Origin of the sequence: Loktanella agnita, from assembly GCF_046640325.1 — a bacterium.
GTDB classification, from domain to species: Bacteria; Pseudomonadota; Alphaproteobacteria; order Rhodobacterales; family Rhodobacteraceae; genus Yoonia; species Yoonia agnita.
The window spans coordinates 115,670-139,664 of sequence record NZ_JBJMBF010000006.1 but is presented as its reverse complement, the minus strand read 5'-3'; the positions used below and the strand labels follow the sequence as shown (position 1 = coordinate 139,664).

The following is a 23,995-nucleotide window of genomic DNA, read 5'->3' as shown; positions in this document are numbered from 1 at the left end:
CGCTCAGCTTTGCAGCACCAAAGCGACGGCGGGGCCAGCGCCGTAACGCTCTGACAGCTGTGCGACTTCGACCCGAAAGGGACCCACCCCGACCTCTGCCTCCTGTGCGGCTGCGCTATAGGTCCACTGCGGGTTGGCAACGAAATCCTCGCGCCGCAGAATGCCGTCTTGTAAGACACGCACAACATAGCGCTCGCTGATTTCGCCAATTGGCACGTCGCCGTCAGCCCAGATATCGCCATCCACCCGGCTGCATCTGATCCAAGAAACATCCAAGCCCGCTGCCCCATCAGAGCTGCGCAGATGTGTAACCGGATAGGGGCGCAACCCGTTGCCTTTGAATGCAAATGTCGCGTGCCGATAGCTGGTGTCGGTATAGGGCCGCTTCGCCGGACCATAGCGAAAGTGACGCTCCAGCCCGCGTGTAGACGTGGGCAGCGTCAGCTGCTCTGGCGTGCCATCAAGCAGTACGACCCGCGACCCGGCAGGCCATAGATCCGGCATTAATCCACGACTGCCTGCCTGCCCGCGCAGCAAATGGCTAAGCGAAAAGACACGCTCGACGATCGGCACTACATCGCGGACTTGGATGATCTCCCACTGATCGGCGGTGCCATCACCAATCGCAAGCGCATTGTTGCCGGACAGCAGCATCTGCGTGGTTACAGAGCTTAACGCGCCGTCGACAAATTCCACCTGCAAACCGCTGCTGCGATCCCAGATCCCCACCGGACCGCGCGCCAACGGTGTCTGCGTCACCCCGATCGTCGCGGCGCGGCGCAGCACCTCTTGCAGCACATAGCCACTATCCTGCGCCGCCCCATAAAGCGCAACGCTGCCCGGCCACGGGCGCGCCGATGCGGCCACATGCGGCGCATATGGGTCTTCGTCGCCAGTCAGCAAGGGCAGATCCATGAACAGCATTTCCACCGGAACCGGCGTCGCAAATGGCTTAAAATCAGCAGATTGATCCTGCGCAGGCTGTGGCCGATAGACTTCTGGATTGACGCGCGTCGCCTCGATCAAGCGCAAGCCGGATTCATCTACACGGTCAATACGATAGAGGCCGGCATGACCGGGTGTCTCAATATCAACAACGTCGCCTGCGCCTATATCCAACTGCGAAGGCGGCAGCGCAAAGCTCACACTGTCCCGGGCAATCCGCGTTTCCTGTAGCCAGCGTGTGACTGTATTCTGGCCCTCACCTCTGGTCAGTGCGAGCGGTGCCTCGCTTCGCGTCACATTGCGCGTGACCTCATCGGGATGCAAAGCCTCTGCCGCGACGATTTCGTAGTCGCCATCGGCGTTCAGATGCGTGAACTGCACGCGCCCGGCCATTTCCGCTTCGGGCAGCCGCGTCAGCGACAGCGTTTCGTCGTTCTCACCATCAAGGGCGAGCATATCCACGGTCACCAGATGATCGACGAATCCGTTGCGGGTTTCGAAAACAAGCTGCCCATCACGCTCCATCGCCTCAAAACCGTAGGCGGTCATCAGTGGTTGCAACGCCGCACGCCCTGACGACACCGTATCGACGACATAGCCGCGCAGGACGCCCTCCAGCCCGGAGACATCGTAATGCGAGATGCCGGAGCGTTCACAAATCTCTGCAACGACACTGGACAAAGGTCGGTTCGTGGCGCGCCCATTCAGCCAATGACCACGTGCATAATTGCCGCCATCCGACCATAAGCTACGGTTGGCAGGGAAAAACGGATAAGGTCGCGCATCCCAGGCCCAGACATGCATCCGCGCCGTGTCAATCATCGGACCGTCATATTCCGTTGAGGTCGGATTATTCGCCGGGACCGCAAAATGGCTGTATACGGCCCGCAGATATTGCATCTGCATGTAGTCGTCACGCAGGCCGCTTGAATAATAGGGCAACCGCGATTCCGACGATTTCGGGTCCAAGAATTTATTCGGTTGGTTCGCGCCCTTGTCGATGGCCGCACAACCAAACTCGGTGAACCAGATCGGCTTGCTTTGCGGCACCCAATCTGTCGACACGGCCTGCCTTACACCGTCAATGCGGTCATGGTGCTGGTTGACCCACCAGCCCGCAAAATCCTTGTAACGCCAAACCCAAGGCTCGCCATTGCCATCGGTGATCGGATGGCGACGTTGGGCATCCCGTGCCTCTCTGGTCGGATAATACCAGTCGTATCCTTCGCCCCCGGTAACATTGGCGCGCAGGTAATCAAGGTTATAGATTGATCCTGCCGCGCTGTCGGCATGGTCCTTGTCGTCACGCCAGTCAGCAAGCGGCATGTAATTATCGACACCAATAAAATCGATATCAGGGTCGGCCCATAGCGGGTCGAGATGAAAGAATTTATCCGCTGTGCCAGGTGGCTGATAGCCGTGATATTCCGACCAATCCGCTGCATAGCTGATCTTACAGTCGGGCCCGAGAATGCTGCGTACCTCTGTCGCCAATTCGCGCAGGGCCGCAACAGCGGGAAAACTGTTCCCCGCCCCGCGAATTTGCGTCAAACCTCGCATTTCAGACCCGATGCAAAAGGCGGTCACACCACCCGCCGCTGCGCATAAATGCGCATAGTGCAGGATGAAACGGCGGTAGCGCCATTGGTCCGGACCATTATAGGAAACCTTGCTTCCCGAAATCGTGAAATCACCGACCGCTGCGGTTCCCATGAACGCTGCCACCTCTGTCTCTGCTGTGACAGTGCCATCCGGGCTACCGGGCAGCTGCGGCGCAAGCGAGGTCGTGATGCGCCCGCGCCAGGGAAGCGCAGGCTGCCCCGGCTGACCGGTCCAAGGATCAGGCAACGTATTATTGTCCATCTGCTCCATCAGGATAAACGGATAGAAAACAGGCTCCAGACCGCGTGCCTTCATGTCCCTGATGGCTTCGACCACCGACGCATCAGTCGGCGTGCCGCCATAGATCGGCTTTCCATCCTTGCGGGGGACCCGCGCTGCATTTGACCGCGATTTCCCTGCCACCCTCCAAGGCATTGACTCAGCATCCGTGTCCTTCTGTTCAACCTTGGGCTCGATCACGCAATCGGCGCAGCGCAGGTCACTGCCAAACCATGACACGACCATCATTGCCGACCGACAGGCGGGCAACTCACCTTGCAGCGCATCCATTGAGGCCGAAAAATCGCTTTGCCCTAGGGGCGAGTTTGTGTTGATCGCCACCTGCTCACCATAGGAGGGCGACAGATAGACCTGCGATGTTGCCAGCCCGTATTCGCCCGTCCCCGGGATCAAGGCGACACCCGTCACGATATCCGCAAGGTCGTCCGCGGCGTCTGGCTGATCCGCGCGTATCACCTCAAACGTGAACTGCGGCACTCGGTTGCCAAACTGCTCCAGCGACAAGTTCTCGAATACGACATAGGCCGTGCCACGATAGGCAGGTGTATTTTCCAGCCCGATAACAGCAGCGATCTTGGGATCGGGCAGCTGATCCGCTGTACCCGCATAAACGCGCATGTTCAGGTCGCTCTGCGCGACCTCTGCCCCATCGGCCCAGATACGGCCGACACGGCTAATGGGCCCTTCGCACAGCGCCACCGCCAGACTGACCGAATAAGTGTATTCCGTCACCTCGGGCGTGGATGGCACCCCCTTGCCGCCCCCCTCAGTCTTGCTTTTCTCATGATATCTCGATGCCCAGATCACCTGCCCTGCGACGCGCATCCGTCCATAGACCTGCTGGATATCGGCACCTTCGGAGGACGCGGTCAGACGGATCCGATCCACCCGCCCCGACTCAACGGGTTCACTGCCCGCACCAAAAAGCTGCTGATCAATGTGGCGCCCGATCGCCGCACCAGCGGCGCGACCAATCACCGCCATCGACAATCCCAGGACTGAACCACCCACAGCCCCACCGAGAGCCGCACCTGCCGCAGAAAGAACAATTGTTGCCATGGGGATTTATCCTTGTGGAAAACTAAAACGCGCCGCGATGCGACGTTGCCACGGGCCCGACAAAGGGCTCTCAACGACCCCGTGTCCCGTATAGGCATGAATGAAATGCGGATCAGATGCGCCGCGCGACAGAATGCCAAGGTGTTTGGCGACAGACCCGCTGCGCATCCGAAATAACAGAACCTGACCAGCCAGTAGCGACGGCGACGTCACGCTCACCAAATGGCGCGAGGCAGCGGCGAACAACACCTCGGCCCCCTGCGGTTCTGACCAGTCCGGCGTGTAGGCAGGAACCGTTTCAGGCTCGCTGAGGTATAACTCGCGCCAAATCCCACGCAGCAGCCCCAGACAGTCGCAACCCACACCTTTGACCGAGGCTTGATGCAGATAAGGTGTTCCCAGCCAAGCCCGCGCAACCCTTACAGCCGCCACGCTCATCCGTCTGCCCCCGGCGCGCGCATCAGCCAATCCTCCCCCGGAATATCCGGGAAGCCCTGAAAGTTCAGCATGTTATTGAACTTCAGACGACATGTTTCCGCGCGCTTGTCACAACCTGCGACAAGCCGGATACGATCACCGGGCACCACATCCGCCCGAATTGGGTCCCACAACGTGATGGTGCGAGTTGTGCTCAAAGTCACATCTGACTTGATCACAGCAGACAGACCTTCGGCAGCACCCGATTGGACATGCAACAGCCCGCTGTCAAACCAACCTTCATTGAAAGGCAGGTCCGCAGTGAAACGGTAGAGCTGCGCCTGATCAACCTGCACGACATCGAGCAAGATACTATGCGCCGGGTTATCGACATTGAAGCGACATCCCGCGTCCCCCAGGACCGCACTGCATGTCTTCAGGTAAGAACGGCCCTGCAACTGGTTCAGCGCCTCGGCCAAACCACGCAATTCCGCCTGAAATGCACCGCCAGCGCGGGTGATCTCTCCGATACTCCCCCTAAAGCGGACGCGGCGTGCCACAGGATCGTCCCACTGCACCAGCCAAACCGTGACAGCCGCCCCATCGTAGCGCCCGGCGGCAATATCAGCCTCGGTTATGGCAGCCGAAGACAGGACACCCATCGCCTCGGTGTTGTCGACCGCAAGTCCGGTCGTGCTCGCCAATGCCCGAGCACTTAACCCGCTTTCAGGGGCAAAAGTAATCCCATCGAATTGGATCGGCAGATCATGATCGGTAAATCCAAACGTCTGCCCATCGCGGCGCACCACTGACCAGCAATGGCAAACATGTGTCGCGCCTGTCGAAAGATGTGTCAGCAAAGCATCCTGCATCATACCCGGACCTCCACCACTGGGACATCAGGGACCTCGCCCGCCTGAAAGCTGGACATCGACGTTCGGATCAGCTCAGTGTCAAAGCGCACCGGCACGTCAAATTCAAAACCGGCACGAACCTCGGCCCCAATATCAGGCGGATGGTTGAACCGAACCGTACCGCTAGCGTCATCGACAGTGAAATCCACTCCATCGCGCATCGGATCACCCCCGACCGACACCCTGACAGAACCCGCAACAGGTTTCTTGATCGGGCGGGCATAGGTGGTTTCACCGGAGCGGTAGCTTTTGGTCAGCTGAAAACGATCCGTTACCCTGTCGCCAAGCGCGATCAGTTGATCCGCGTCAGAAATATCCTGAGACGGCGTGCAAGACTTAAAATCGCTCCAATCCTTCCAGCGAAACCCGATCAACTGACCCTGTCGTGCTTCGAAAAACGCAATCAGTGTCTCAACATCGTCCAGTGACCGCAGACCAAGCCCCGCATCATAGCGCCTGCGCGAATGGGCCCAGGGCGTGTTCCGCTCTTCAAACCCACTGGCGAGTGTCACGATATCCGTGCGCCGCTCCGGTCCGCCCACAGACCCAAAACTCAGCGATGCGGGAAATCTTATCTCGTGAAATGCCATAGCGGCCCCCTTTAACGATTACGCTGGCCGCGACCCAAGGCGCGGGCCATTTGTGCTGCGATCTGGCCGCGACTGCGCTGGAACCCCTGCGCGTCAGGCGTTGAGATATTCATGTTGACTGTGACCGCACCGCCGCCTTGCGTGCGCACCCCAAGGCGGCCATCCGCGCCACGGGCAAGTGGCATGATCGCCTCTGGTCCCGCCTCGCCCATCAGCCCGGTCCCGCCGCGCATGGGAAAGCTTGTCGGTGAGCTGACAACGCCACCTTTTGCAAAAGGCAGCACCTTGCCTTGCGAAAATGCAGCCCCATCAGCAAAGGGCATGATGCTGGCCACAGCAGCGTTCAGCCCGTCCGACAGAACCCCGCCCATGTGATCCATCACCGGGTTTACGGCGGCGGAATAGGCGGTGTCGATCATCGACTGCGCCAGACCGCTCAGCGCATCGGACAGCGTCACCCCATCCAATACCAGCCCGTCAAACGCCTTGCGCAGACCACGGGAAAAGCCACGTTCGAGGTTTCCCAGATCGCGCGTGGTTTCGGTCAATGTGCCCTGCATCCCCCGCAACTGGCTGTCGAATGCGGCCGTCACTGCTGACGCATCCCCCAAGGATTGCTCCAGCGCCGACACATCGCTTTCCAACGCATCCAATTTGTCCAAATCATCCATCATTCCACCTCGTTCAGCGTGTCGGGAAAGGCTACCAGCAGTTCGTTTAACCGCGTGCGCCCCATGGGTGCGGCATCCTGCTGCGCCCCAAGCATGATCTGCAGTTCTGCCGGGGTCAGCGCCCAGAACTCACGCGGGGTCAGGCGCAAGCCATGCAGACCCGCACGCATCAACCCCGGCCAGTCAAGCCCACTCATGACGGCGTGGCAAAAGCACGGGCGAGCAAGGTTGCAGCAACCTTCGCCGCCCCAATCGGGCCATCAGCGATTTCGGCTGTGATCAAATCCGCAGACGAACCCGACCAACCACCGCCGCGCAATCCGGCGACAATCACTGCGATCACATCGCGGCTCGAGAAAGCGCCGCCCTCGAACCTGCGGATCAGTTCAACCATTGAGCCTGCTTCCAACGTCGCCTCCAACTCGGCCAACGCCGCAAGGGTCAACTTGCAAGTGCGGGTCTCGCCATCGACACGGATCGCCACCTCTCCCGCCCACGGGTTCGCCATCAGATCAGCGCCGTGAATATCAATGCCCCGGCTGAGGCGAGCGATAACTCGTAGGTCGCCTCACCATCATGGGCACCAGCATATTCGATGGATGTGATCTGGAACGGTCCCTCCACAGTGCCGAAATCCGGAATGATGACCTGAAAATTCGGTGTTTCTCCATCAAAGAAAATCTGGCGGGCACGCTCATCGGTGGCCGCGTCACGAAACACACCAGACCCCGAAATCGCTGCAGTTTTCACCCCGGCACCGCCCAGCAGCTCACGCCAACCGCCCGTACTCTCTAGGCTGGTCACTTCAACCGTCTCCGCGTTGAAACTGATCCGCGTCGCCCGCAGACCCGCCGCCGTTTCAAACAAGCCATCACCTGTCATGTCGATCTTGACCAGAAGGTCCTTGCCATTCTGTACAGCCATCGCCGTTACTCCTTTGAAAATATGTGGTTAAACGTCGTCGGCCAGACGGGCGCGGAAAATCAGATTGATCTGCCGGACATCCCCGGTGCCAACACGCGCGGCTTTGGCCTTGTGAAAAGTCAGCGCCACCAGCGTGCCCCGCGACAATGTCAGTGAAGCATCAACCAGCGCATCTGACACGGCAGCAGCAGCAGATTTCGCCGTGGCAAAGCCCGCAGTTTCGGTAACAATCGTGACGGTGAATTCATGCAACGCGCCGCCACCCGACTTGTCAGAAGCATCGCGCACCTGCTCGGCACCCAGCACCACGTAAAGCGGCGGCAAAGTACCAGAGGGCAGCGCATCAAAGACTGCAGCCCCCACGATAGCTGTCAGATCCGTATCAGAGATCAGTGCTTGATAGACAGCAGCCTGAAGGGCAGAGGACATACCGTAGCTCATGATACCATTTCCTCTTCCACGTGGCAGACCAGATAGTGTGGATCGGCATCGCGCTCCGACACCGCCTGAATCGCAAACACGCGGGTTCCTTCACGAAAACGCTGCCCTGCAACGGGGCGCGACGGCGCACCGTAAGGTGCCGCGCGAACCGTGATACGATATCGTACCCGCGACACAGTCGCCGCAAAGGCCGCCGTCTCGCGCCCGCTGCCGGGTTTGACTTCAGCCCAAAGAATGCCCAGCGCCTGCCAGTCGCTTACAAAGCCACCGGCACCGTCTCCCGCCCGCAATGGGGCTTCCAATGTAAGCGAACGATTAAGGTTCGGGCGGCTCATGTCCGACCTCCCATGAACAGGCGCACCGTGCGATAGCGCTCGATCAGGGCTGACACGCCAAATGGCATCGGGGCCGTACCGCGACTGAAATCATGGCGGTATTCATAGTAATGCGCGGCAAGCAACATAACCGCCTGCGCCAGATCAGCTGGCAGATCATCCCAGTCCGGGCCAAAACCCGCCAGCATGGCAATCCGGACTGAGCCGTGGGATGGTATTGCAGGCAAACGGCTATGTAGGGCTGTCAAGGCAGGCCTCTGACTGTCCGGCTCAAGGTGCCAACCGCCCTCAGCCGCGACGGTTTCCGCGCCGGATAAATCGACCAGTGTGACCGAAATAATGGCGCTGACCGGGGCAACCGGCAGCGGTTGACGGCGATCATCACGCCATGCGGTCAGCGTCCAGCTAAAGTCCCGCGCGATCAGAATTTTTCCTGTCCGGGCTTCAATGGCGGCCATCGCCGCACGCAAATAACTTTCCAGAACCGGATCCTGCAATCCATCGTCCGAGAACCCCGAACCAAGGCGCAAGTGGTCTTTGAATTGTGCGACCGGAAGCGCCGATTGTGGCACGGTGGTCTCTTCGACTAACATCATGGATTTACTCCGAAAATCATACGCTACTCGGGCAGATGGCCCGGGCGCATGCACACCCCCCGCATTGCTCGGACGGAAGGGAGCAGCTAGACAATGCGGGGATTGCCCCTCACGCGCCCGGGCCAGGGTGCTGCCAAACGCAGCCCCCCTTCACGCCAGCATCAGCTGGTCGCGAACTTCATCAGCTTGATCGCCCCGAAATCGCTCACAGCACCACCAACGCGCTTGGTCGCATAGAACAGCACATGCGGCTTGGCAGAGAACGGATCGCGCAGCACGCGCAGATCAGGGCGTTCGGCCACGGTGTAGCCTGCGCTGAAATCGCCAAAAGCCATCGCCATCGCGTCATCAGCGATATCGGGCATGTCCTCGGCAATCAGCACGCGATACCCCATCAGTCGGGCCGGTTCGCCCATGGCAAGACCATCGACCCAGACAAAGCGACCATCGGCGTCTTTCAACTTTCGCACCTGACCCGCCGTCTTGGAATTCATCACGAATGTCGCATTCGCGCGATATTCAGCGCCCAGCGAATAGACCAGATCCACAATCGGATCAGCACGGGTGATGCCACCAGCGGTTTCAGAGGCGACGTAACCAATATTACCCCAGCTCCAGCTGTCATTGGCAACGGTCGGATAGGTCAGCATGCCCTTCGGCTTGTCCACACCATCGCCGTTCAAAAACGCGCTCGCCTCAGAACGCGCGAACTTATCCGCGATGCGCCCTGCCAGCCAGCCTTCAATATCAAAGGCGCTATCATCCAGCAAACGCTGCGACGCCTTCGGCAGTGCCGACAGCTCGTGCAGCGGGATCGAAATTCGATCAATCTGCGGGGTATCGCTTTCGGTCACGGGCCCCGCCTCTGTGGCCCAACCTGCGCCGATGTCAGAACGGTCCACCAGCACATCGTAAGAAGTCGAATCCACGTTCACAACATTGGCGATAGCACGGATCGACGCGGTCGAACTCAGCGTACTTTGGATCGTTGCCGCAGTCTGCGGGTCAACAAGATAGCCACCATCCGCCGCGATAGCGGTGTTCAGCGCTTTGCCTTCCAATTCCAACCCACGCAGCGCATCATCATCTCCAGAGCGCAAATAGGCGGCAAAGGCCTTCTGATGCGGCGCTTCTTCACTTGCGGCAGTTGCCAGCGCAGGGCGGGCATTCATCATTGATTTACGATCCAGCTTATTCATCCGGTCATCCTGTTTTTGAAGTTTGGCATTCACGCCGTTGGAAAAGTCTTTGAATTCGCTCACGAACCCGGCGATTGCCGCCTTCAGTTCCCCAGCCGGAGACAGATCTTCCCCGGCCCGAGCCTTCGTCTCGGTCTTTTGCATCAATCAATCCTTTTGTTGGAAATCGGCTGCGGTCAGTCCCGCGCCATCAGGCTGCTTGCATCCACGAACGCCGCCGCCAAATCACGCAGCGTGGCGGCCTCCGGGTCGCCCCCCTTGGCCCCCACACGCGCATCAGGAAGCATGGGAAAGGTCACCAGCGACACCTCCCACAGCTCCAGCTCCGACAAGAGGCGTCCACCCTTGTCATTTTTGCAGGCCTTTACGGTACGATAACCGATGGATAGCCCGTCTATCGCCCCCGCTCCGATAAGCGAGGCCGCCTCGCGTCCCTTTGCCACATCAGTCAGCAAGCGGCCTTTCACCCACAATCCTCGGGTGTCCTCACGCACCTCGTCCCAAACGCCGATAGGCTGTGCCGGGTCGTGCTGCCACAGCATCTTGATCGACCGCCCCTTGGCCAAGGACGTCGCATAGGCACCCTTTTGCACCGTATCGCCCCCTTGATCAGACTTGCCGAACAGGGATGCATAGCCACTGATGATCGTACCATCCGTGACCGTCACTTCAGTGCCCAAGGCACAAAATTTGTGTTCCAGATTCATTAAACTCTCCCACTCAGCGCCTTGACGATTTCGAACACCAATAAGCCGGCACAAGCGCAAACAATCAGCCAAATTTGAATTTCCAGACGCGACACCATGACCTCGATCCGACCAAGTCGCATATCCACCTGTGCAAACCAGAAATCGGACACAGGCGGCGAGGACTGCGCGCGTGGGTTGCCCTTCAGATCGACAATCTTGCTATTCATCGCCAACCTCCAACGCAGGCAGGCCAAGCAGGGCACGTTTCTCTGCATCGGTCAAAAAACCGGCCTCAGTCACGCGGCGCCATTGCGCATCGCGCTCGGCGGATAGCGCTGGAATCTGGTCAAGATCAGGGCGCAACTGAAACTGATCGCCCGAATAATCAGACAGCCAATCGGCAATCGCATTCAACACACGGGTGGCCAGCGGCAACACGGTCAGACGATAAAAGGCACGATTGGCCTCTTGATAATTCGCATAGGTCGCGTCGCCCGGAATACCCAGCAGCATCGGCGGCACACCAAACGCCACGGCGATCTCGCGGGCGGCAGATTCCTTGGTTTTAAGGAACTCCATGTCTGATGGTGAAAACCCCATCGGCTTCCAGTCCAATCCGCCCTCCAGCAGCATGGGCCGCCCTGCATTCCGGGCACCCTGATGCTGGGTCTCCATCTCGCTCAACAGTCGGTCATATTGATCTTCGCTCAACGAAGATTGGCCATCCGCCCCGCGATAAACAATCGCACCAGAGGGTCGCGCAGCATTATCAAGCAACGCCTTCGACCAGCGCGAAGCCGCGTTGTGCACGTCAATCGCGCTCGCCGCGGCCTGCAACGCCGAAAAACCATAGTGATCATCCTGCGGATGAAAGCTCTTGATATGGCAAATCGGGCTCAGCCCATCGACAACCGCAAACTGATGCTTGCGCCCATTCACCTGATATTCATAGGCCGCAGGCCAGCCATCGGAACCGGGCACAACCGCCATCCGGTCAGAGCGCAGCACATGCATCTCGACAGGCAGCCCCTCGTCGGACACAGCTTCAACATAGGCGTTACCTGTCAGCAAAATCTGCCCGAATAATGCCTCCAGCAATTCCGCACGGCCCTGCCCTACATTCGGACGCGCCAGTAACGCCTGCACCGGGTGCTGTTCATAGCGACGCTCTGCATCCTGCAAAACCACCGGCAAAGCGGCTGCTGCCTCGGCAATCAGCTTGACCGCACGAAACCCGATTGGGTTGCCAGTGAAGCCCGCGCGCGTCAACGACACAACATCACGCGGGCTCCACGCCACACGACCAGCCCCCTGCATCGCAATCACCCGCCCCGTGGCCGAGGCTTTGGCCTCCACCACAGGGGTGACCGACGTCGCACGGTTCAAAAATTCAAACATTCAAAACTCCTCGATGCCGGTCCAGGTTGACCGTCTGCGATCCACGAAAGACAATTTCGGCGAAACAGGTTACAAAGCTGCAAGGCGACCGTGCGCACGACCACGCAACGGCAGTGAATGGTTCAGCCAAGCCCACGTATCTTGGGGTTTCGCCATTTCGCAGCAGGTTCGATCATCAGATCATACAAGGCCCAGACAAGCGCATCGACACGGTCAGGCGACCCCTGCCCCGCGAATCCCTGGCTTGTCATCTGGCACATCTGATCTTCGAGCCTGCCCAGTCCGCGCGCATGCAACACGCGGCCCTGCTCATAAAGCGCCGCCACCGGCTCCGCCCGCGCGATCTTGCCCTTGGATGCATGCACAGACCGGTAGGCAACAAGAGGATCGACCTGGCGCAACACCGCTTCAACCATTTCGCCACCCTGATTGACCTCGGCGACCAGACGATCCGCATCATACTGTTCCATCGCCGCGATAGCCGCCTTGGCCCAATCTGTTGGCCGCGCCGCTGTGACCGAAGCATCGGCGATCACATAGGCGCGCCAATCCTGCACCGGTCCTTCCATCACCACGCCTGCCACAACAATCCCGCAAGCATCCGACCCGGCATGTGAACTTCCCGGCGGATCAAGGGCCACCACCACGCGGGTCAACGACGGTACCACATCTACTTGGCAATTCGCCAGTTGCGACAATTGCCACAGCGCACCGTCCACATCATCCAGCATCACACCATCAATCTCCTGACGGCCCAGCGACGTACCCGCATAACGCGCCTCGATTTCCGCCAGAAAGCTTTCCGCCAGATTGGCCCGGTTCGCCTCAGTCGGCGCATGGGTCACCACCGTCGTGTCCCGGTCCAGTAAACTGCGCAACAGGGCCGACCGGCGCGGGGTCGTGGTAACACACGCACAGGGATGCGCCCCCAAGCGCAACCCGAACTGCAACATATCCCATGTCTCTTGTGCTTTGCGCCATTTCGCCAGTTCATCGGCCCAAGCCGCATCAAATTGCGGACCACGCAGGCTTTCGGGCTCATGAGCCGAAAACAACTGCGCAACCGCACCATTCTGCCAGCGCAACATGCGGCGGCCGGGTATCCACTCTGGCCTGCGATCTGGCGGGGCCACCGCCATGATACCGCTATCCCCGAACACCATCACCTCCCGCGCCTGATCAATGGTCTCGGCGATAATAGCGATGCGGTATGCCCGGCCCGGCGCAGTGGGCGTCGGTCCTTCAACCATCGCCCGCACCCATTCAGCGCCCGCACGGGTCTTGCCCGCACCGCGCCCGCCCATGATCACCCATGTGCGCCAATCGCCCACAGGCGGCAACTGATGCGGCAGGGCCCAGAACTCAAACAGATAAGGCAGGGCCCGCAGTTGGGCCTGATTCAACCCGTCCAGAAACGCTTTCTGGGTCGAGCACGCTGCGGATGCGATCAAATTTGCGCCCGATTTCAGCGCGTAATGCGTCAAGATCGGCGGATTCAATTGTCTGGTCTGTGGTATTTTCATTATGAAATGCCTCCTCGGCCGCAAGCACCGTCAGATGCGCGATCCGTAGCTCGTTAAATTGTGTAACAATGGCTTTCGGGCACACCGCGCCGCCCTGCGTGCCAAAGGTCTGGATTTTATGTTCAAGCGCCTGCCGCGTCGTTTCAAACAATCGTGAAAGTTCGGCGATACGCATCGCCGCAAAATCAGAATCCGTCGGACCCTGCTCAGTAGTTTCAATCATGGTTTTCGACCTGTAAGGATACTTCCGTCACAGTCGAGCAGCGGTAAAATTCCCGCTGTCTAGCCGATGTAAGCTACTCTAATCAGTTACAAAAAGCAAATCGCCGAAGGGCGTGAGCGCTCCGGCGATTAAGGCAATATTCACGATAGCGCGGGCTAGGTGCTAGCCGTCATTCCCCTGCTGCGCTTCGATCTCGCGCCAACGGGCCACGTTGCGATTATGATCATCCAGATTGGTCGCAAAAGCATGGCCGCCTGTGCCATCTGCTACAAAAAACACATAGTCAGTCGTATCCGGGTTCAGCGCCGCTTCGATGCTGGCGCGGCCCGGATTGGCAATCGGGGTCGGCGGCAAGCCATCAATCACATAGGTATTCCAAGGCGTTGCACCGCGCAGCTCGCTCTGGCGCAGACCGCGGCCCAGCACGCCTTCACCCTGTGTGATACCATAAATCACTGTCGGGTCCGTTTGCAGTCGCATGCCGCGCTCCATCCGGTTGATGAAAACACTGGCAACCTGACGGCGTTCATCCGCAACGGCTGTTTCCTTCTCGATGATGCTTGCCAGAATCAGCGCCTCTTCCGGTGTTTCCAGCGGCAACCCATCGACGCGTGACGCCCATGCTTCATCCAGAATACGGGCCTGGGCAGTTTCCATCCGGGCCACAATGGCGGACACTTTGTCACCCGGGCGCACATCATAGCTATCGGGCGCCAGCGTCCCCTCTGCGGGTGTCTCAGACACATCCGCGTCCAGAATATCCAGCGATCCCAGCGCATCAACGATCTGCCAACTGGTCACACCTTCAGCAATCGTCGCACGGTAGGTCGTGTCAGACGATCCGCGCACCGCAATATATTCTTCGGGCGGCGCACCATCGGCTGGGTTAAAACTGGCGACCTCGATAAACCGGTTGGACACGGGGTCCAACTCACGCACATCAACCACAGTCTGATTGACGCCCACGCGATAGATCACTTCCGTCCCGCAGGTGTTGCGACCGCCTCGTGTCACAATGTCGATAATCTCTTCCATCGACGCGTTTTCGGGCACCCGAAAACTACCTGCCTTCAACTGAGACGATTTTTCCGCATAATCCGCGCCCATGCGAAAGATCACGGGCGAGGTGATCGCGGATTTGTCAGACAGCTGATTAGACACCGAACGCATGGTCGATCCTGATGGCACCTGAAGGCACATCGCCTGATCAAGCGGCCCCTCCGCGCGGTATTGGCTACTGCCCCAGCTTACCAAGCCGACCAGCAGAAACAGCGCCACAATCAGAAACGTCAGAGCATTAGACGCGATGTGGCGCCACATCAGCTCACCTTCCCAAAGATCACACTGGCATTGGTCCCGCCAAAGCCGAAAGAGTTGGACAGGGCAATATCAATCTTGCACGCGCGCTTTTCGTTGGCACACAGATCAATCTTGGTCTCGGCATCTGGGTTATCAAGGTTGATCGTCGGCGGCGCGACCTGATCGCGGATCGCTAAGACAGAAAAGATCGCCTCAATCGCCCCGGCAGCCCCCAGCAGGTGACCCGTCGCCGATTTCGTCGACGACATGGTCAAATTCGCGGCGTGATCACCCACAAGCCGTTCGACCGCAGAGAGTTCGATCGTGTCAGCCATTGTCGATGTGCCATGCGCATTCACATAGTCGATCTGGTTCGGCGTGATACCCGCGTTCTTGCAGGCCGCACGCATCGCACGCTCTGCACCTTCGTGATCAGGTGGCGGGGCCGTGATGTGATGTGCATCGCCGCTCAGCCCGTAACCCAGAACCTCTGCATAGATTTTCGCACCACGGGCCTTGGCGTGCTCATATTCTTCAAGAATGACCATACCCGCACCCTCGCCCATGACGAACCCATCGCGGTCACGGTCCCACGGGCGGCTGGCGTTCTGCGGGTCATCATTATGCTTTGTGCTCAGCGCCTTACAGGCGTTGAAACCCGCGATCCCGATTTCGCAGATGGCAGCTTCTGCACCGCCGGCGACCATCACATCCGCATCACCATAACGGATCAGGCGTGACGCATCACCGATTGCATGGGCACCGGTCGAACAGGCGGTCACAACCGCATGGTTCGGACCCCGAAACCCGTATTTGATCGACACCTGACCGGAAATCAGGTTGATCAACGCACCCGGTACAAAGAAAGGGGACACCCGACGCGGGCCCTTTTCCTTCATCATGATCGCAGTATTTGCGATGGAATTCAGACCACCGATACCCGACCCGATCAGAACGCCTGTACGCTCTTGATCTTCGCGGTCTTCAGGCATCCAGCCCGAATCTTCGATCGCCTGCTGGGCCGCCGCCATCCCGAACAAAATGAAGGTATCGACCTTACGCTGGTCCTTTGCATCCATATACTTATCAGCATTGAACGTCCCATCGGACCCGTCCCCCAACGGCACCTCGCAGGCGTATTGTGTGGTCAGACCGCTGGCATCAAATCCACTGATGGTGCCCGCGCCCGATTGACCATCAAGGATGCGTGACCAGCTTTCGTCCACCCCATCCGCCAATGGCGTGACCAATCCCAGGCCTGTAATTACAACTCGACGCATATTCTGCCCTCACCTTGTGGCGTTATTCCGGCCACTGATACCCCACACTGGCGCTAAGGAGCAAGTGCGCGCCCTCGCGCAATGCTCAGGAATTCACGTTAGTTTTCACTGGTGATTAACAAAATTACGCGAATATCCGCCACATAACTTCTAGGCGCATGATGCGAACGCTCCTGCTTTTCTTTGCTTGTCAAATCATGTGGCTTTGCAGTGCAATGCCCGCCCTTGCGAATTGCGCAATCATTGACAGACTCACCCAAATCACAAATTTTCAGCTGCAGCTCGCCCGCAGCGGTCGCGCGTCACTCTCAGAGTCAGAGCTGTATTTCCTTCAGATTCATTTGCGCGCCTTACCAGTGACAGAAGTACTGCGCGCTGTGGAATCCACACAAGTGCCACAGCGGCACCGCGTCTTTCAGCAGCTTCTGAACGACACAGCGACACTTATTCCAAAGGCATCGGAAAGTGATCAGATCAGCGTCAGGCAACATTTCCTTGACCCAGACATAAGGGAAAATTTGCAGCGCGCCCAAAGCCATCTTCGCGCATTACATTGCACTGATGATATCAGCGACAATTCCGTGAACGGTTATGCTCCCGCAACTTCCATAGATGAGGATGGTCGTTTTGGATCTTCATCGCCTGTGGCGCTCAAAGACACCCAAGTCACAAAACCGTTCGGCATCGATTACAAAGTGACCGGAATTACCGTTTTTGGCGTTGCGGTTACCGTTGTTGCCTTGATCCAACTCAACAAGTTTGTAGCCATTTGGACCAGAAGAACGCGCCGACGCAGAAAGCGTCGCCCTGCCCACTTTGAAACACGTGCCAGGCTAAATAGCCGGGAAACGCCTGTAAAGCTTATAGATATCAGCGGGCATGGTACAAAAATTGTCCACTACACTGATCCACCACCGTCAGTAAAATCCGAAATTGAAATCATGATAGCGGGTACTTGGCGGCAAGGTGTCGTTATGTGGAGCAACGTCAACTACGCAGGCGTACAATTCAAAAAATCAATCAGATTTCTTGCTGTACTACATGTACAAGACAACGAATTTGAACTGTCAGCCGCCAAACACCGTAAATAAAAAACGGCGCCCAAAGGCGCCGTCATCAAACCTTTAAAACGCGCGTTACTGTGCGCCTTTGATAAACTTCACAGCATCGCCGAAAGTCTGGATCGTTTCGGCAGCATCATCAGGAATTTCGATACCAAACTCTTCTTCGAACGCCATGACCAGCTCAACTGTGTCAAGGCTGTCGGCACCCAGATCATCAATGAAGGACGCCGATTCCGTCACTTTGTCTTCTTCAACACCAAGATGTTCTACAACGATCTTGCGTACGCGGTCAGCAACGTCGCTCATGTTTTTTCCTCATGTCTTTGTGGGCTTACACCCGTTCTAGGTAGGGCTTTCACCCATGCTTATGCCCATGAAGGGCGAATACTGACAACTGCGAAACCCCGCAACCATCAGCAAATCTGCGTGGCCTATAACAGAGAATGCTCTCAAGGCAAACGCTTTCAGCGCCTCTCGGCGGCGCATCACTCACAACATTGCCATGCCGCCATTCACATGCAAAGTGGTGCCTGTGACATAGGCCGCTTCCGGGCTGGCAAGGTAAAGCGCAGCCGCTGCAATTTCATACGCCTCGCCCATACGTCCCGCCGGAACTTGCGCAAGTATCCCTGATTTTTGCTCGTCCGTCAGCTTGTCAGTCATGGGTGTCGTGACAAAACCGGGAGCCACACAGTTGACCGTGATACCACGGCTGGCGACCTCATAGGCGATTGATTTCGACATCCCAACCATACCAGCTTTTGATGCGGCATAGTTGGCCTGCCCCGGATTGCCCGTCGCCCCCACGATGGAAGAGACATTCACGATCCGGCCCCAGCGCGCTTTCATCATGCCACGGATCACACCTTTGCACAGACGCATGGTCGAGGTCAGATTGACCTCCAGCACACTGCTCCACTCTTCATCCGACATGCGCATAAAGATATTGTCGCGGGTGATCCCGGCATTATTCACCAGCACATCAACCGATCCCATCGCCTCTGCCGCTTGCTTGGGCAAGGCCTCGACTGCGGCAGCATCGCTCAGATTGCAGGGCAGCACATGGGCGCGCTCACCCAATTCTGCCGCCAAAGCTTCCAGTGGCTCTGTACGGGTGCCGGACAGGGCCACAGTGGCGCCTGCCGCATGCAACGCGCCTGCAATCGCGCCACCAATGCCACCAGATGCGCCCGTGATTAGCGCGTTCTTTCCAGTCAGATCAAACATCTCTCAGCCCCTGCTTTATCAATTCTCGTTCAATGCCGCTGCCATGGCGACAATATCAGCCTGCGTGCTCACCGGCGTAGCGGTCACCGCGCGGTCAATCCGTTTGACCATCCCGGACAAAGCCTTGCCCGCTCCGATTTCATAGATCTCGGTCACGCCCTGCCCCGCCATATAGGCCACGCTCTCGCGCCAGCGGACGCTGCCGGTGATCTGTTCAATCAGCAGCGCCTTGATCGGACCAGCACCCGTCACCTGTTCCGCGATAACATTCGCCACCAGCGGGACAACCGGGTCCGCCATCGTGACCGCATCCAGCTTTTCAGCCATCACCTCGGCCGCCGGGGCCATCAGGCTACAATGGAAGGGCGCACTGACCGGCAACAGCATGCCCCGTTTCGCGCCCTTTTCCTTGGCAATCTCAATCGCCCGCTCCACCGCAGCTTTGTGGCCAGACACCACAACCTGCGACGGGTCATTGTCATTGGCCACCTCGCAAAGCGCGCCGGGCTGCGTCGCCTCTTGCGCGACAGCGATCACATCGTCAAAGCCCAACCCCAGCAGTGCCGCCATCGCGCCAACACCCACCGGCACCGCATCCTGCATCGCCGCACCACGTGCGCGCAGCAGACGGGCGGCGTCGGTCACGGAAAACGTGCCAGCGGCCGCCAATGCCGAATATTCACCCAACGAATGCCCGGCCACGTAAGAGGCCGCAGTGACATCCACACCTTCGGCCTTCAGCGCCGCCATGACAGCAAGTGAGGTCGCCATCAGTGCTGGCTGTGCATTGCGGGTCAGGGTCAGCTCTGCAATATCGCCCGCCCAGATCAGGTCGGACAGTTTTTCTTCCAGCGCGGCGTCAACCTCGTCAAAGACGGCCTGCGCCGCCGGATAGGCCGCTGCCAGATCCTTGCCCATGCCCACGGTTTGCGCGCCCTGTCCGGGAAATACGAATGCCCGCATGGCTCTCTCCTCTGCGTCCTTTTGTTGGGTCAAGGCTTACCCTGCCCCGCAGCCGCGCACAAGCAAGCCGCGGCAATGCACATTTTTCTGCTAACCGTTTCGCTATGCGTTGTTTTATAACGGTGATAGCTTCGCCGAAAACAAAACGGAGAAAACAATGTCGCTCGCAAATACCGCCACCCGCTATGGCGCGGTGACCAAGCTGTTCCACTGGGCGACCGCCCTGCTTATCCTTGTATTGATTCCGCTTGGCGCGATTGCAAACCGGCTGCCCTATGAAACGGATGCGCAGCTTGCGCTCAAGGCACAGCTGTTTTCGGTGCATAAGACACTCGGCGTTGCGGTATTTCTCGTGGCGCTTGCGCGTATTCTCTGGGCACTGACCCAGACCAAGCCGGGCGAACTGCATCCCGACCGCCGCGCGGAAAACGCACTGGCCAGTCTGGTGCATTGGCTGCTCTATATCTCGCTTGTAGCCGTGCCGCTGACCGGCTGGATCCACCACGCCGCGACAAGCGGCTTTGCACCGATCCTGCTGCCCCTCGGGCAGGATCTGCCATTGGTGCCCAAGAACGAAAGCGTGTCAGAACTCTTTGCCACGCTACACTGGATCTGGAGCAAAGTGATGATCGCAGCGATCGGTCTGCATATTGCTGGCGCGTTCAAGCATCTGATCGTCGACAAGGATTCGACCCTGCAACGCATGTGGTTCGGTGCCACTGAACACCTACCCGAAGTCACCGCGCACAAGGGATCATGGGCGGCCCCGCTGACGGCGCTGATCGTATTCGGGCTGGCCACAGGTGCCGGCGCAATGGGCGGCATGTTCCACCACGACGGCCCAGCCGCAACAGTTGCACTCGCCGACGTGTCGTCGGAATGGACAGTGACTGAGGGGCGCATCGAAATCAGCGTCACCCAGTTGGGCAGCCCGGTCACCGGACAGTTCGAAGACTGGACATCGGCCATCAATTTCGACCCCGAAGGCACAGGCACGCTGGGCGATGTGACAACGACCGTCGCCATCGGATCGCTAAAGCTCGGCTCTGTGACGGATCAGGCGATGGGCGCTGATTTCTTTGATGTCGCCGACTTCCCAACCGCCACATTCGCAGCGAATATTACCGCTGACGGGACAAGCTACCTTGCGGACGGCACGCTGACGATCAAGGGCAATACCGTGCCAGTCAGCATGCCCTTTGTGCTGTCGCTGAATGGCAATAACGCGGAAATGGCCGGATCACTCTCGCTCGACCGGCGGGATTTTCAGATCGGGCAAAGCATGGGTGACGAAAGCAACCTTGGCTTCGGGGTCAGCGTTAACGTCAACCTCCAAGCGACGCGCGGCGAATAAAAAAAGGGCGCCTCCGATGGGCGCGCCCTTTCCTTCAAACGGTTTTTCAACCGAAAGACTTATTCGGCTTTCATCGCCTCAACAGAGATCGTGACTTCAACTTCGTCGCTCACGAATGGGGCAAAGGCACCCACTTCGAAATCAGAGCGCAGCAGCGTGGTTGTCGCATCAAAACCAGCCCAGGGTTTGTTTTGCATCGGGTGATCGCTCAACTGGTTCAGCTTCGCATCCAGTACCACGGATTTCGTCACACCGTTCATCGACAAATCGCCAGTGATCAATGCAGTGTCATCGCCGGTGACTTCGATCCCGGTAGAGGCAAAGGTCACCATGTCGTCGTCAGATGCGCCAAAGAAATCATCACTCATGAAATGCTCAAAACGGGCTTCCCAGCCGGTCAGCATGCTGCGCACGGGGAAAGACACATTGACGGAGGATACAGCAGGATCTTCTTGGTCGAGTTCAATCTCGCCCTCAAAACCAGAGAACATGCCCATTCCGGTCGAATATCCCAAATGGTTATAGGTAAAAACGATCTGGCTGTGGCTTGGGTCCAGAACATAGGATTCGGTTTCAGCAGATGCAGTTGCAGCAAATGTGCTTGCAACAAGAGCGGCGATAAGAGTGGTCTTCATGGAAAACTCCAGTTGAAGGTGAAAGGAACGCTTCATAACATAGCGTTTTCCCTCACAACTCAATCCCGCAAATACGAACAGATTCTGTTCGCCGCACCGCAGAAGCGAAAACCTGCCGAGCTTAGGCAACCTGACGAGCAGCCCCCTTGGGTGCGATCATCAGATCCTGCCCCAGCCTGTCGCGCAAGGATATCAACTGCGCTGCGCTGCCTTCGGCGATGATCAGATGGTGCGCGCCGTTCCTGTGTTGCATGACCAGTTGCGCCTGCTGTCCTTCTGCCTGCTCTTCAATATGGATGCCGCTGACCGTATCAAAACCATAAGCGCCCACGAGGGTCGGTTTGCCTGTACGGTTGCAGATCATCTCGCGGATTTCGCCGACGCTGGTATCAACATGCACCTCCGACTGCGTACCCCGGCTTGCGAACCACAACAAATAGGCGGCGACCGTCATGAACATGACGGCGGCCCCGATGCCAATCGCGCCAAGGTTATCTGCCAAGCCCATCATCGGCAGGATCAGAATGCCAAGCGCGGCAGTCAAAAAACAGGCACCCAGAAAAAATGACGCCGCCTGCGCCAGCATTATGCCAATGGCCGGACCACGCCCCGACCGCACGATGTAACCCCAATAGGTATCGTCCACCGTAAAACAGGATGATTTTGCCAAATGCATTTGCAGGCTCCCTTCGGGTGCGTTGAAATCAGTCATCGCGGCCTTTCCATGCTGCACCCCCCGCGGTTTGATTACAGTCAAAACAGGCAATAAAGGGGCACCGTGAAGGCAGGGTTAAGAAATCTGTCAATCTTCTGCGGAACGCGGAAAAACACCAGCAAAGCAAGGCTTGCATCAATCCGTGGGCTATGTATAAGGCCCCATCCTTCCGTGAAGATCTGTAACTGCGCAGCCTCTCGTGGGTGGGGTGCGGAAGGTTCACTGCCCCTCCCTTTGAAATGCGCTGATAAACGAACTGGAGTTCACATGCCGCTATACGAGCATGTCATGATTGCGCGTCAGGACCTGTCCAACACGCAAGCTGAAGGCCTCATCGAACATTTCGGATCCGTGCTTGCCGATAACGACGGCAAGCTGGTTGATCACGAATATTGGGGCGTCAAGACCATGGCCTACAAGATCAACAAGAACCGCAAAGGGCATTATGCCTACCTGCGGACCGATGCCCCTGCCCCTGCTGTGCAGGAAATGGAACGTCTGATGCGCCTGCATGATGACGTGATGCGCGTGCTGACCATCAAGGTCGACGCACATGAAGACGGGCCTTCGGTGCAGATGCAAAAGCGCGAAGAGCGCGGCGAACGTCGCGAACGTCGTTGATCAGAGAAGGACAATAAATCATGGCAACCAAACCATTTTTCCGCCGTCGCAAGTCCGATCCGTTTGAAGGCGATAACGCCCCCAAGATCGACTACAAAGACACGAAACTGCTGCAACGCTACATCTCTGAGCGCGGCAAAATCGTTCCCGCCCGCATCACCGCTGTCGGTGCAAAGAACCAGCGCAAACTGGCACAAGCCATCAAGCGCGCACGGTTCCTCGCCCTGCTGCCCTACGCTGTAAAGTAAGGAGAATTCACCATGGAAATCATCCTTCTCGAACGTGTGGCCAAGCTGGGCCAGATGGGCGAAGTCGTGAACGTCAAGGAAGGTTACGCCCGTAACTTCCTGCTGCCGCAAGGCAAGGCGCTGCGCGCAAACCCTGCCAATCTCGCCCGTTTCGAAACCGAAAAAGCGCAGATGGAAGCACGTAACCTCGAAACCAAAAAAGAGGCAGAATCGCTGGCTGCGAAACTCGATGGTCAGAAATTCATCGTGATTCGCTCTGCTTCTGACTCCGGTGCGCTTTACGGTTCGGTTACCCCGCGTGACGCGGCTGATGCGGCGAATGAAAACGGCTTTACCGTTGACAAGAAACAGGTCGTGCTGACTGGCCCGATCAAGGATCTTGGCCTGCACAATCTCTTGGTCAAGCTGCACCCTGAAGTGGACGCAACGATCACACTGAACGTTGCCCGTTCGCAGGAAGAGGCTGAACTGCAAGCCTCTGGCAAGTCGATCCAGGAACTGGCCGCTGAAGAAGAAGCTGCCGCTGAATTCGAAATTCAGGAACTGTTCGACGATATTGGTTCGGCTGCATCTGACGATGACGATCTGGCAGAATCTGCTGGTGTCGAAACACCTGAAGACGCGGCAGACGACAGAAACTAAGTTTCTGCAGTCACGCAAAATAAGGCCGCCCTTTGGGGCGGCCTTATTCGTTTGTCCAGCAGCCTGAAAGGTATTGGCATCACCAGCCGATGGCTGCTGAAAATTCAATCAAATCAATATA

The 23,995-nt window shown here is 58.1% G+C and carries 29 protein-coding genes; 5 read left to right on the top strand and 24 right to left on the bottom strand.

Going from position 1 to position 23,995, the window contains the following annotated elements:
* Nucleotides 1–3: 3 nt before the first annotated feature.
* From ACJ5NV_RS08735 to fabF, 19 genes are all read right to left on the bottom strand, one after another.
* The gene (locus ACJ5NV_RS08735; RefSeq protein ID WP_411643281.1) at nucleotides 4–3,906 is read right to left on the bottom strand and encodes a baseplate multidomain protein megatron; all 3,903 of its coding nucleotides are present in this window, start codon (nucleotides 3,904–3,906) and stop codon (nucleotides 4–6) included.
* 6 nt (nucleotides 3,907–3,912) lie between these two features.
* On the bottom strand, nucleotides 3,913–4,344 hold the full coding sequence (locus ACJ5NV_RS08730) for a C40 family peptidase (protein ID WP_411643280.1): 432 nt from the start codon (nucleotides 4,342–4,344) through the stop codon (nucleotides 3,913–3,915).
* On the bottom strand, nucleotides 4,341–5,198 hold the full coding sequence (locus tag ACJ5NV_RS08725; protein ID WP_411643279.1) for a DUF2163 domain-containing protein: 858 nt from the start codon (nucleotides 5,196–5,198) through the stop codon (nucleotides 4,341–4,343). Before ACJ5NV_RS08725 ends, ACJ5NV_RS08730 begins: the two co-directional genes overlap by 4 nt.
* Nucleotides 5,195–5,827 carry a phage distal tail protein, Rcc01695 family gene (locus ACJ5NV_RS08720; RefSeq protein ID WP_411643278.1) on the bottom strand — a complete coding sequence of 211 codons (633 nt, stop codon included), beginning with the start codon at nucleotides 5,825–5,827 and terminating at the stop codon, nucleotides 5,195–5,197. The genes ACJ5NV_RS08725 and ACJ5NV_RS08720 overlap by 4 nt, the downstream gene beginning before the upstream one ends.
* A gap of 11 nt (nucleotides 5,828–5,838) precedes the next feature.
* Nucleotides 5,839–6,498: a phage tail tape measure protein gene (locus tag ACJ5NV_RS08715; protein ID WP_411643394.1), complete on the bottom strand. Its 660-nt coding sequence runs from the start codon at nucleotides 6,496–6,498 to the stop codon at nucleotides 5,839–5,841.
* Complete coding sequence (locus tag ACJ5NV_RS08710; RefSeq protein ID WP_411643277.1) at nucleotides 6,498–6,695, bottom strand: rcc01693 family protein; 198 nt, start codon at nucleotides 6,693–6,695, stop codon at nucleotides 6,498–6,500. The genes ACJ5NV_RS08715 and ACJ5NV_RS08710 overlap by 1 nt, the downstream gene beginning before the upstream one ends.
* A complete protein-coding gene (locus ACJ5NV_RS08705; RefSeq protein WP_411643276.1) occupies nucleotides 6,692–7,006 on the bottom strand; it encodes a gene transfer agent family protein in 315 nt (104 codons plus the stop codon). The genes ACJ5NV_RS08710 and ACJ5NV_RS08705 overlap by 4 nt, the downstream gene beginning before the upstream one ends.
* A complete protein-coding gene (locus ACJ5NV_RS08700) occupies nucleotides 7,006–7,422 on the bottom strand; it encodes a phage major tail protein, TP901-1 family (protein WP_411643275.1) in 417 nt (138 codons plus the stop codon). The genes ACJ5NV_RS08705 and ACJ5NV_RS08700 overlap by 1 nt, the downstream gene beginning before the upstream one ends.
* Nucleotides 7,423–7,449: 27 nt before the next feature.
* On the bottom strand, nucleotides 7,450–7,863 hold the full coding sequence (locus ACJ5NV_RS08695) for a DUF3168 domain-containing protein (RefSeq protein WP_411643274.1): 414 nt from the start codon (nucleotides 7,861–7,863) through the stop codon (nucleotides 7,450–7,452).
* Nucleotides 7,860–8,198 (bottom strand): head-tail adaptor protein, encoded by a 339-nt coding sequence (locus ACJ5NV_RS08690; RefSeq protein WP_411643273.1) that lies wholly within the window; start codon nucleotides 8,196–8,198, stop codon nucleotides 7,860–7,862. The genes ACJ5NV_RS08695 and ACJ5NV_RS08690 overlap by 4 nt, the downstream gene beginning before the upstream one ends.
* Nucleotides 8,195–8,794, bottom strand: coding sequence for a head-tail connector protein (locus ACJ5NV_RS08685; protein ID WP_411643272.1), 600 nt, complete (start codon nucleotides 8,792–8,794; stop codon nucleotides 8,195–8,197). Before ACJ5NV_RS08685 ends, ACJ5NV_RS08690 begins: the two co-directional genes overlap by 4 nt.
* Before the next feature lie 161 nt (nucleotides 8,795–8,955).
* On the bottom strand, nucleotides 8,956–10,137 hold the full coding sequence (locus tag ACJ5NV_RS08680; protein ID WP_411643271.1) for a phage major capsid protein: 1,182 nt from the start codon (nucleotides 10,135–10,137) through the stop codon (nucleotides 8,956–8,958).
* Between the two features lie 32 nt (nucleotides 10,138–10,169).
* The gene (locus tag ACJ5NV_RS08675; RefSeq protein ID WP_411643270.1) at nucleotides 10,170–10,700 is read right to left on the bottom strand and encodes an HK97 family phage prohead protease; all 531 of its coding nucleotides are present in this window, start codon (nucleotides 10,698–10,700) and stop codon (nucleotides 10,170–10,172) included.
* Nucleotides 10,700–10,909, bottom strand: a complete 210-nt coding sequence (locus ACJ5NV_RS08670) for a hypothetical protein (protein ID WP_411643269.1) — start codon at nucleotides 10,907–10,909, stop codon at nucleotides 10,700–10,702. Before ACJ5NV_RS08670 ends, ACJ5NV_RS08675 begins: the two co-directional genes overlap by 1 nt.
* Nucleotides 10,902–12,080 carry a phage portal protein gene (locus ACJ5NV_RS08665; RefSeq protein ID WP_411643268.1) on the bottom strand — a complete coding sequence of 393 codons (1,179 nt, stop codon included), beginning with the start codon at nucleotides 12,078–12,080 and terminating at the stop codon, nucleotides 10,902–10,904. The genes ACJ5NV_RS08670 and ACJ5NV_RS08665 overlap by 8 nt, the downstream gene beginning before the upstream one ends.
* 122 nt (nucleotides 12,081–12,202) lie before the next feature.
* The gene (locus ACJ5NV_RS08660; RefSeq protein ID WP_411643267.1) at nucleotides 12,203–13,483 is read right to left on the bottom strand and encodes a DNA-packaging protein; all 1,281 of its coding nucleotides are present in this window, start codon (nucleotides 13,481–13,483) and stop codon (nucleotides 12,203–12,205) included.
* On the bottom strand, nucleotides 13,443–13,826 hold the full coding sequence (locus tag ACJ5NV_RS08655) for a hypothetical protein (RefSeq protein WP_411643266.1): 384 nt from the start codon (nucleotides 13,824–13,826) through the stop codon (nucleotides 13,443–13,445). The genes ACJ5NV_RS08660 and ACJ5NV_RS08655 overlap by 41 nt, the downstream gene beginning before the upstream one ends.
* A gap of 162 nt (nucleotides 13,827–13,988) precedes the next feature.
* Complete coding sequence (mltG, locus tag ACJ5NV_RS08650; protein ID WP_411643265.1) at nucleotides 13,989–15,146, bottom strand: endolytic transglycosylase MltG; 1,158 nt, start codon at nucleotides 15,144–15,146, stop codon at nucleotides 13,989–13,991.
* Nucleotides 15,146–16,405, bottom strand: a complete 1,260-nt coding sequence (fabF, locus tag ACJ5NV_RS08645) for a beta-ketoacyl-ACP synthase II (RefSeq protein WP_411643264.1) — start codon at nucleotides 16,403–16,405, stop codon at nucleotides 15,146–15,148. The genes mltG and fabF overlap by 1 nt, the downstream gene beginning before the upstream one ends.
* A 158-nt stretch (nucleotides 16,406–16,563) precedes the next feature.
* On the opposite strand from fabF, the gene ACJ5NV_RS08640 reads away from it, so the two are divergent.
* Complete coding sequence (locus tag ACJ5NV_RS08640; protein ID WP_411643263.1) at nucleotides 16,564–17,496, top strand: PilZ domain-containing protein; 933 nt, start codon at nucleotides 16,564–16,566, stop codon at nucleotides 17,494–17,496.
* Nucleotides 17,497–17,541: 45 nt separating this feature from the next.
* Here ACJ5NV_RS08640 and ACJ5NV_RS08635 read toward each other — a convergent pair whose 3' ends face one another.
* The 3 genes from ACJ5NV_RS08635 to fabD all read right to left on the bottom strand — a co-directional run bounded on the left by ACJ5NV_RS08635 (nucleotide 17,542) and on the right by fabD (nucleotide 19,659).
* Nucleotides 17,542–17,775, bottom strand: coding sequence for an acyl carrier protein (locus tag ACJ5NV_RS08635; RefSeq protein ID WP_411643262.1), 234 nt, complete (start codon nucleotides 17,773–17,775; stop codon nucleotides 17,542–17,544).
* A 183-nt stretch (nucleotides 17,776–17,958) separates the two neighbouring features.
* Nucleotides 17,959–18,696: a 3-oxoacyl-[acyl-carrier-protein] reductase gene (fabG, locus tag ACJ5NV_RS08630; protein WP_411643261.1), complete on the bottom strand. Its 738-nt coding sequence runs from the start codon at nucleotides 18,694–18,696 to the stop codon at nucleotides 17,959–17,961.
* Nucleotides 18,697–18,714: 18 nt separating this feature from the next.
* On the bottom strand, nucleotides 18,715–19,659 hold the full coding sequence (gene fabD, locus ACJ5NV_RS08625) for an ACP S-malonyltransferase (RefSeq protein WP_411643260.1): 945 nt from the start codon (nucleotides 19,657–19,659) through the stop codon (nucleotides 18,715–18,717).
* Nucleotides 19,660–19,816: 157 nt separating this feature from the next.
* Here fabD and ACJ5NV_RS08620 point away from each other — a divergent pair, with 157 nt between their 5' ends.
* Nucleotides 19,817–21,013, top strand: coding sequence for a cytochrome b/b6 domain-containing protein (locus ACJ5NV_RS08620; protein WP_411643259.1), 1,197 nt, complete (start codon nucleotides 19,817–19,819; stop codon nucleotides 21,011–21,013).
* A 59-nt stretch (nucleotides 21,014–21,072) separates the two neighbouring features.
* Here ACJ5NV_RS08620 and ACJ5NV_RS08615 read toward each other — a convergent pair whose 3' ends face one another.
* Both ACJ5NV_RS08615 and ACJ5NV_RS08610 read right to left on the bottom strand, forming a co-directional pair.
* Nucleotides 21,073–21,648, bottom strand: a complete 576-nt coding sequence (locus ACJ5NV_RS08615) for a YceI family protein (RefSeq protein WP_411643258.1) — start codon at nucleotides 21,646–21,648, stop codon at nucleotides 21,073–21,075.
* 121 nt (nucleotides 21,649–21,769) lie between these two features.
* Nucleotides 21,770–22,360: a hypothetical protein gene (locus tag ACJ5NV_RS08610; RefSeq protein ID WP_411643257.1), complete on the bottom strand. Its 591-nt coding sequence runs from the start codon at nucleotides 22,358–22,360 to the stop codon at nucleotides 21,770–21,772.
* 270 nt (nucleotides 22,361–22,630) lie between these two features.
* Here ACJ5NV_RS08610 and rpsF point away from each other — a divergent pair, with 270 nt between their 5' ends.
* Genes rpsF through rplI form a run of 3 tightly spaced genes read left to right on the top strand, consistent with a single transcriptional unit; the run spans nucleotide 22,631 to nucleotide 23,874 of the window.
* Nucleotides 22,631–22,984, top strand: a complete 354-nt coding sequence (gene rpsF, locus ACJ5NV_RS08605; RefSeq protein WP_411643256.1) for a 30S ribosomal protein S6 — start codon at nucleotides 22,631–22,633, stop codon at nucleotides 22,982–22,984.
* A 20-nt stretch (nucleotides 22,985–23,004) separates the two neighbouring features.
* Nucleotides 23,005–23,232, top strand: coding sequence for a 30S ribosomal protein S18 (rpsR, locus tag ACJ5NV_RS08600; RefSeq protein ID WP_320238886.1), 228 nt, complete (start codon nucleotides 23,005–23,007; stop codon nucleotides 23,230–23,232).
* 12 nt (nucleotides 23,233–23,244) lie between these two features.
* Nucleotides 23,245–23,874, top strand: coding sequence for a 50S ribosomal protein L9 (gene rplI / locus ACJ5NV_RS08595; RefSeq protein ID WP_411643255.1), 630 nt, complete (start codon nucleotides 23,245–23,247; stop codon nucleotides 23,872–23,874).
* Nucleotides 23,875–23,995: the final 121 nt, after the last annotated feature.

Coding starts and splice junctions, on each gene's coding strand:
- ACJ5NV_RS08730 (WP_411643280.1), bottom strand. CDS start 4,344: ATGAGCGTGGCGGCTGTAAGGGTTGCGCGGGCTTGGCTGGGAACACCT.
- mltG (WP_411643265.1), bottom strand. CDS start 15,146: ATGTGGCGCCACATCGCGTCTAATGCTCTGACGTTTCTGATTGTGGCG.
- ACJ5NV_RS08720 (WP_411643278.1), bottom strand. CDS start 5,827: ATGGCATTTCACGAGATAAGATTTCCCGCATCGCTGAGTTTTGGGTCT.
- rplI (WP_411643255.1), top strand. CDS start 23,245: ATGGAAATCATCCTTCTCGAACGTGTGGCCAAGCTGGGCCAGATGGGC.
- ACJ5NV_RS08735 (WP_411643281.1), bottom strand. CDS start 3,906: ATGGCAACAATTGTTCTTTCTGCGGCAGGTGCGGCTCTCGGTGGGGCT.
- ACJ5NV_RS08695 (WP_411643274.1), bottom strand. CDS start 7,863: ATGAGCTACGGTATGTCCTCTGCCCTTCAGGCTGCTGTCTATCAAGCA.
- ACJ5NV_RS08725 (WP_411643279.1), bottom strand. CDS start 5,198: ATGATGCAGGATGCTTTGCTGACACATCTTTCGACAGGCGCGACACAT.
- rpsF (WP_411643256.1), top strand. CDS start 22,631: ATGCCGCTATACGAGCATGTCATGATTGCGCGTCAGGACCTGTCCAAC.
- ACJ5NV_RS08620 (WP_411643259.1), top strand. CDS start 19,817: ATGTCGCTCGCAAATACCGCCACCCGCTATGGCGCGGTGACCAAGCTG.
- ACJ5NV_RS08640 (WP_411643263.1), top strand. CDS start 16,564: ATGATGCGAACGCTCCTGCTTTTCTTTGCTTGTCAAATCATGTGGCTT.
- ACJ5NV_RS08700 (WP_411643275.1), bottom strand. CDS start 7,422: ATGGCTGTACAGAATGGCAAGGACCTTCTGGTCAAGATCGACATGACA.
- ACJ5NV_RS08705 (WP_411643276.1), bottom strand. CDS start 7,006: ATGGCGAACCCGTGGGCGGGAGAGGTGGCGATCCGTGTCGATGGCGAG.
- rpsR (WP_320238886.1), top strand. CDS start 23,005: ATGGCAACCAAACCATTTTTCCGCCGTCGCAAGTCCGATCCGTTTGAA.
- fabG (WP_411643261.1), bottom strand. CDS start 18,696: ATGTTTGATCTGACTGGAAAGAACGCGCTAATCACGGGCGCATCTGGT.
- ACJ5NV_RS08715 (WP_411643394.1), bottom strand. CDS start 6,498: ATGGATGATTTGGACAAATTGGATGCGTTGGAAAGCGATGTGTCGGCG.
- ACJ5NV_RS08680 (WP_411643271.1), bottom strand. CDS start 10,137: ATGCAAAAGACCGAGACGAAGGCTCGGGCCGGGGAAGATCTGTCTCCG.
- ACJ5NV_RS08690 (WP_411643273.1), bottom strand. CDS start 8,198: ATGAGCCGCCCGAACCTTAATCGTTCGCTTACATTGGAAGCCCCATTG.
- ACJ5NV_RS08610 (WP_411643257.1), bottom strand. CDS start 22,360: ATGACTGATTTCAACGCACCCGAAGGGAGCCTGCAAATGCATTTGGCA.
- ACJ5NV_RS08675 (WP_411643270.1), bottom strand. CDS start 10,700: ATGAATCTGGAACACAAATTTTGTGCCTTGGGCACTGAAGTGACGGTC.
- ACJ5NV_RS08655 (WP_411643266.1), bottom strand. CDS start 13,826: ATGATTGAAACTACTGAGCAGGGTCCGACGGATTCTGATTTTGCGGCG.
- fabD (WP_411643260.1), bottom strand. CDS start 19,659: ATGCGGGCATTCGTATTTCCCGGACAGGGCGCGCAAACCGTGGGCATG.
- ACJ5NV_RS08615 (WP_411643258.1), bottom strand. CDS start 21,648: ATGAAGACCACTCTTATCGCCGCTCTTGTTGCAAGCACATTTGCTGCA.
- ACJ5NV_RS08710 (WP_411643277.1), bottom strand. CDS start 6,695: ATGAGTGGGCTTGACTGGCCGGGGTTGATGCGTGCGGGTCTGCATGGC.
- ACJ5NV_RS08665 (WP_411643268.1), bottom strand. CDS start 12,080: ATGTTTGAATTTTTGAACCGTGCGACGTCGGTCACCCCTGTGGTGGAG.
- fabF (WP_411643264.1), bottom strand. CDS start 16,405: ATGCGTCGAGTTGTAATTACAGGCCTGGGATTGGTCACGCCATTGGCG.
- ACJ5NV_RS08670 (WP_411643269.1), bottom strand. CDS start 10,909: ATGAATAGCAAGATTGTCGATCTGAAGGGCAACCCACGCGCGCAGTCC.
- ACJ5NV_RS08685 (WP_411643272.1), bottom strand. CDS start 8,794: ATGATGTTAGTCGAAGAGACCACCGTGCCACAATCGGCGCTTCCGGTC.
- ACJ5NV_RS08635 (WP_411643262.1), bottom strand. CDS start 17,775: ATGAGCGACGTTGCTGACCGCGTACGCAAGATCGTTGTAGAACATCTT.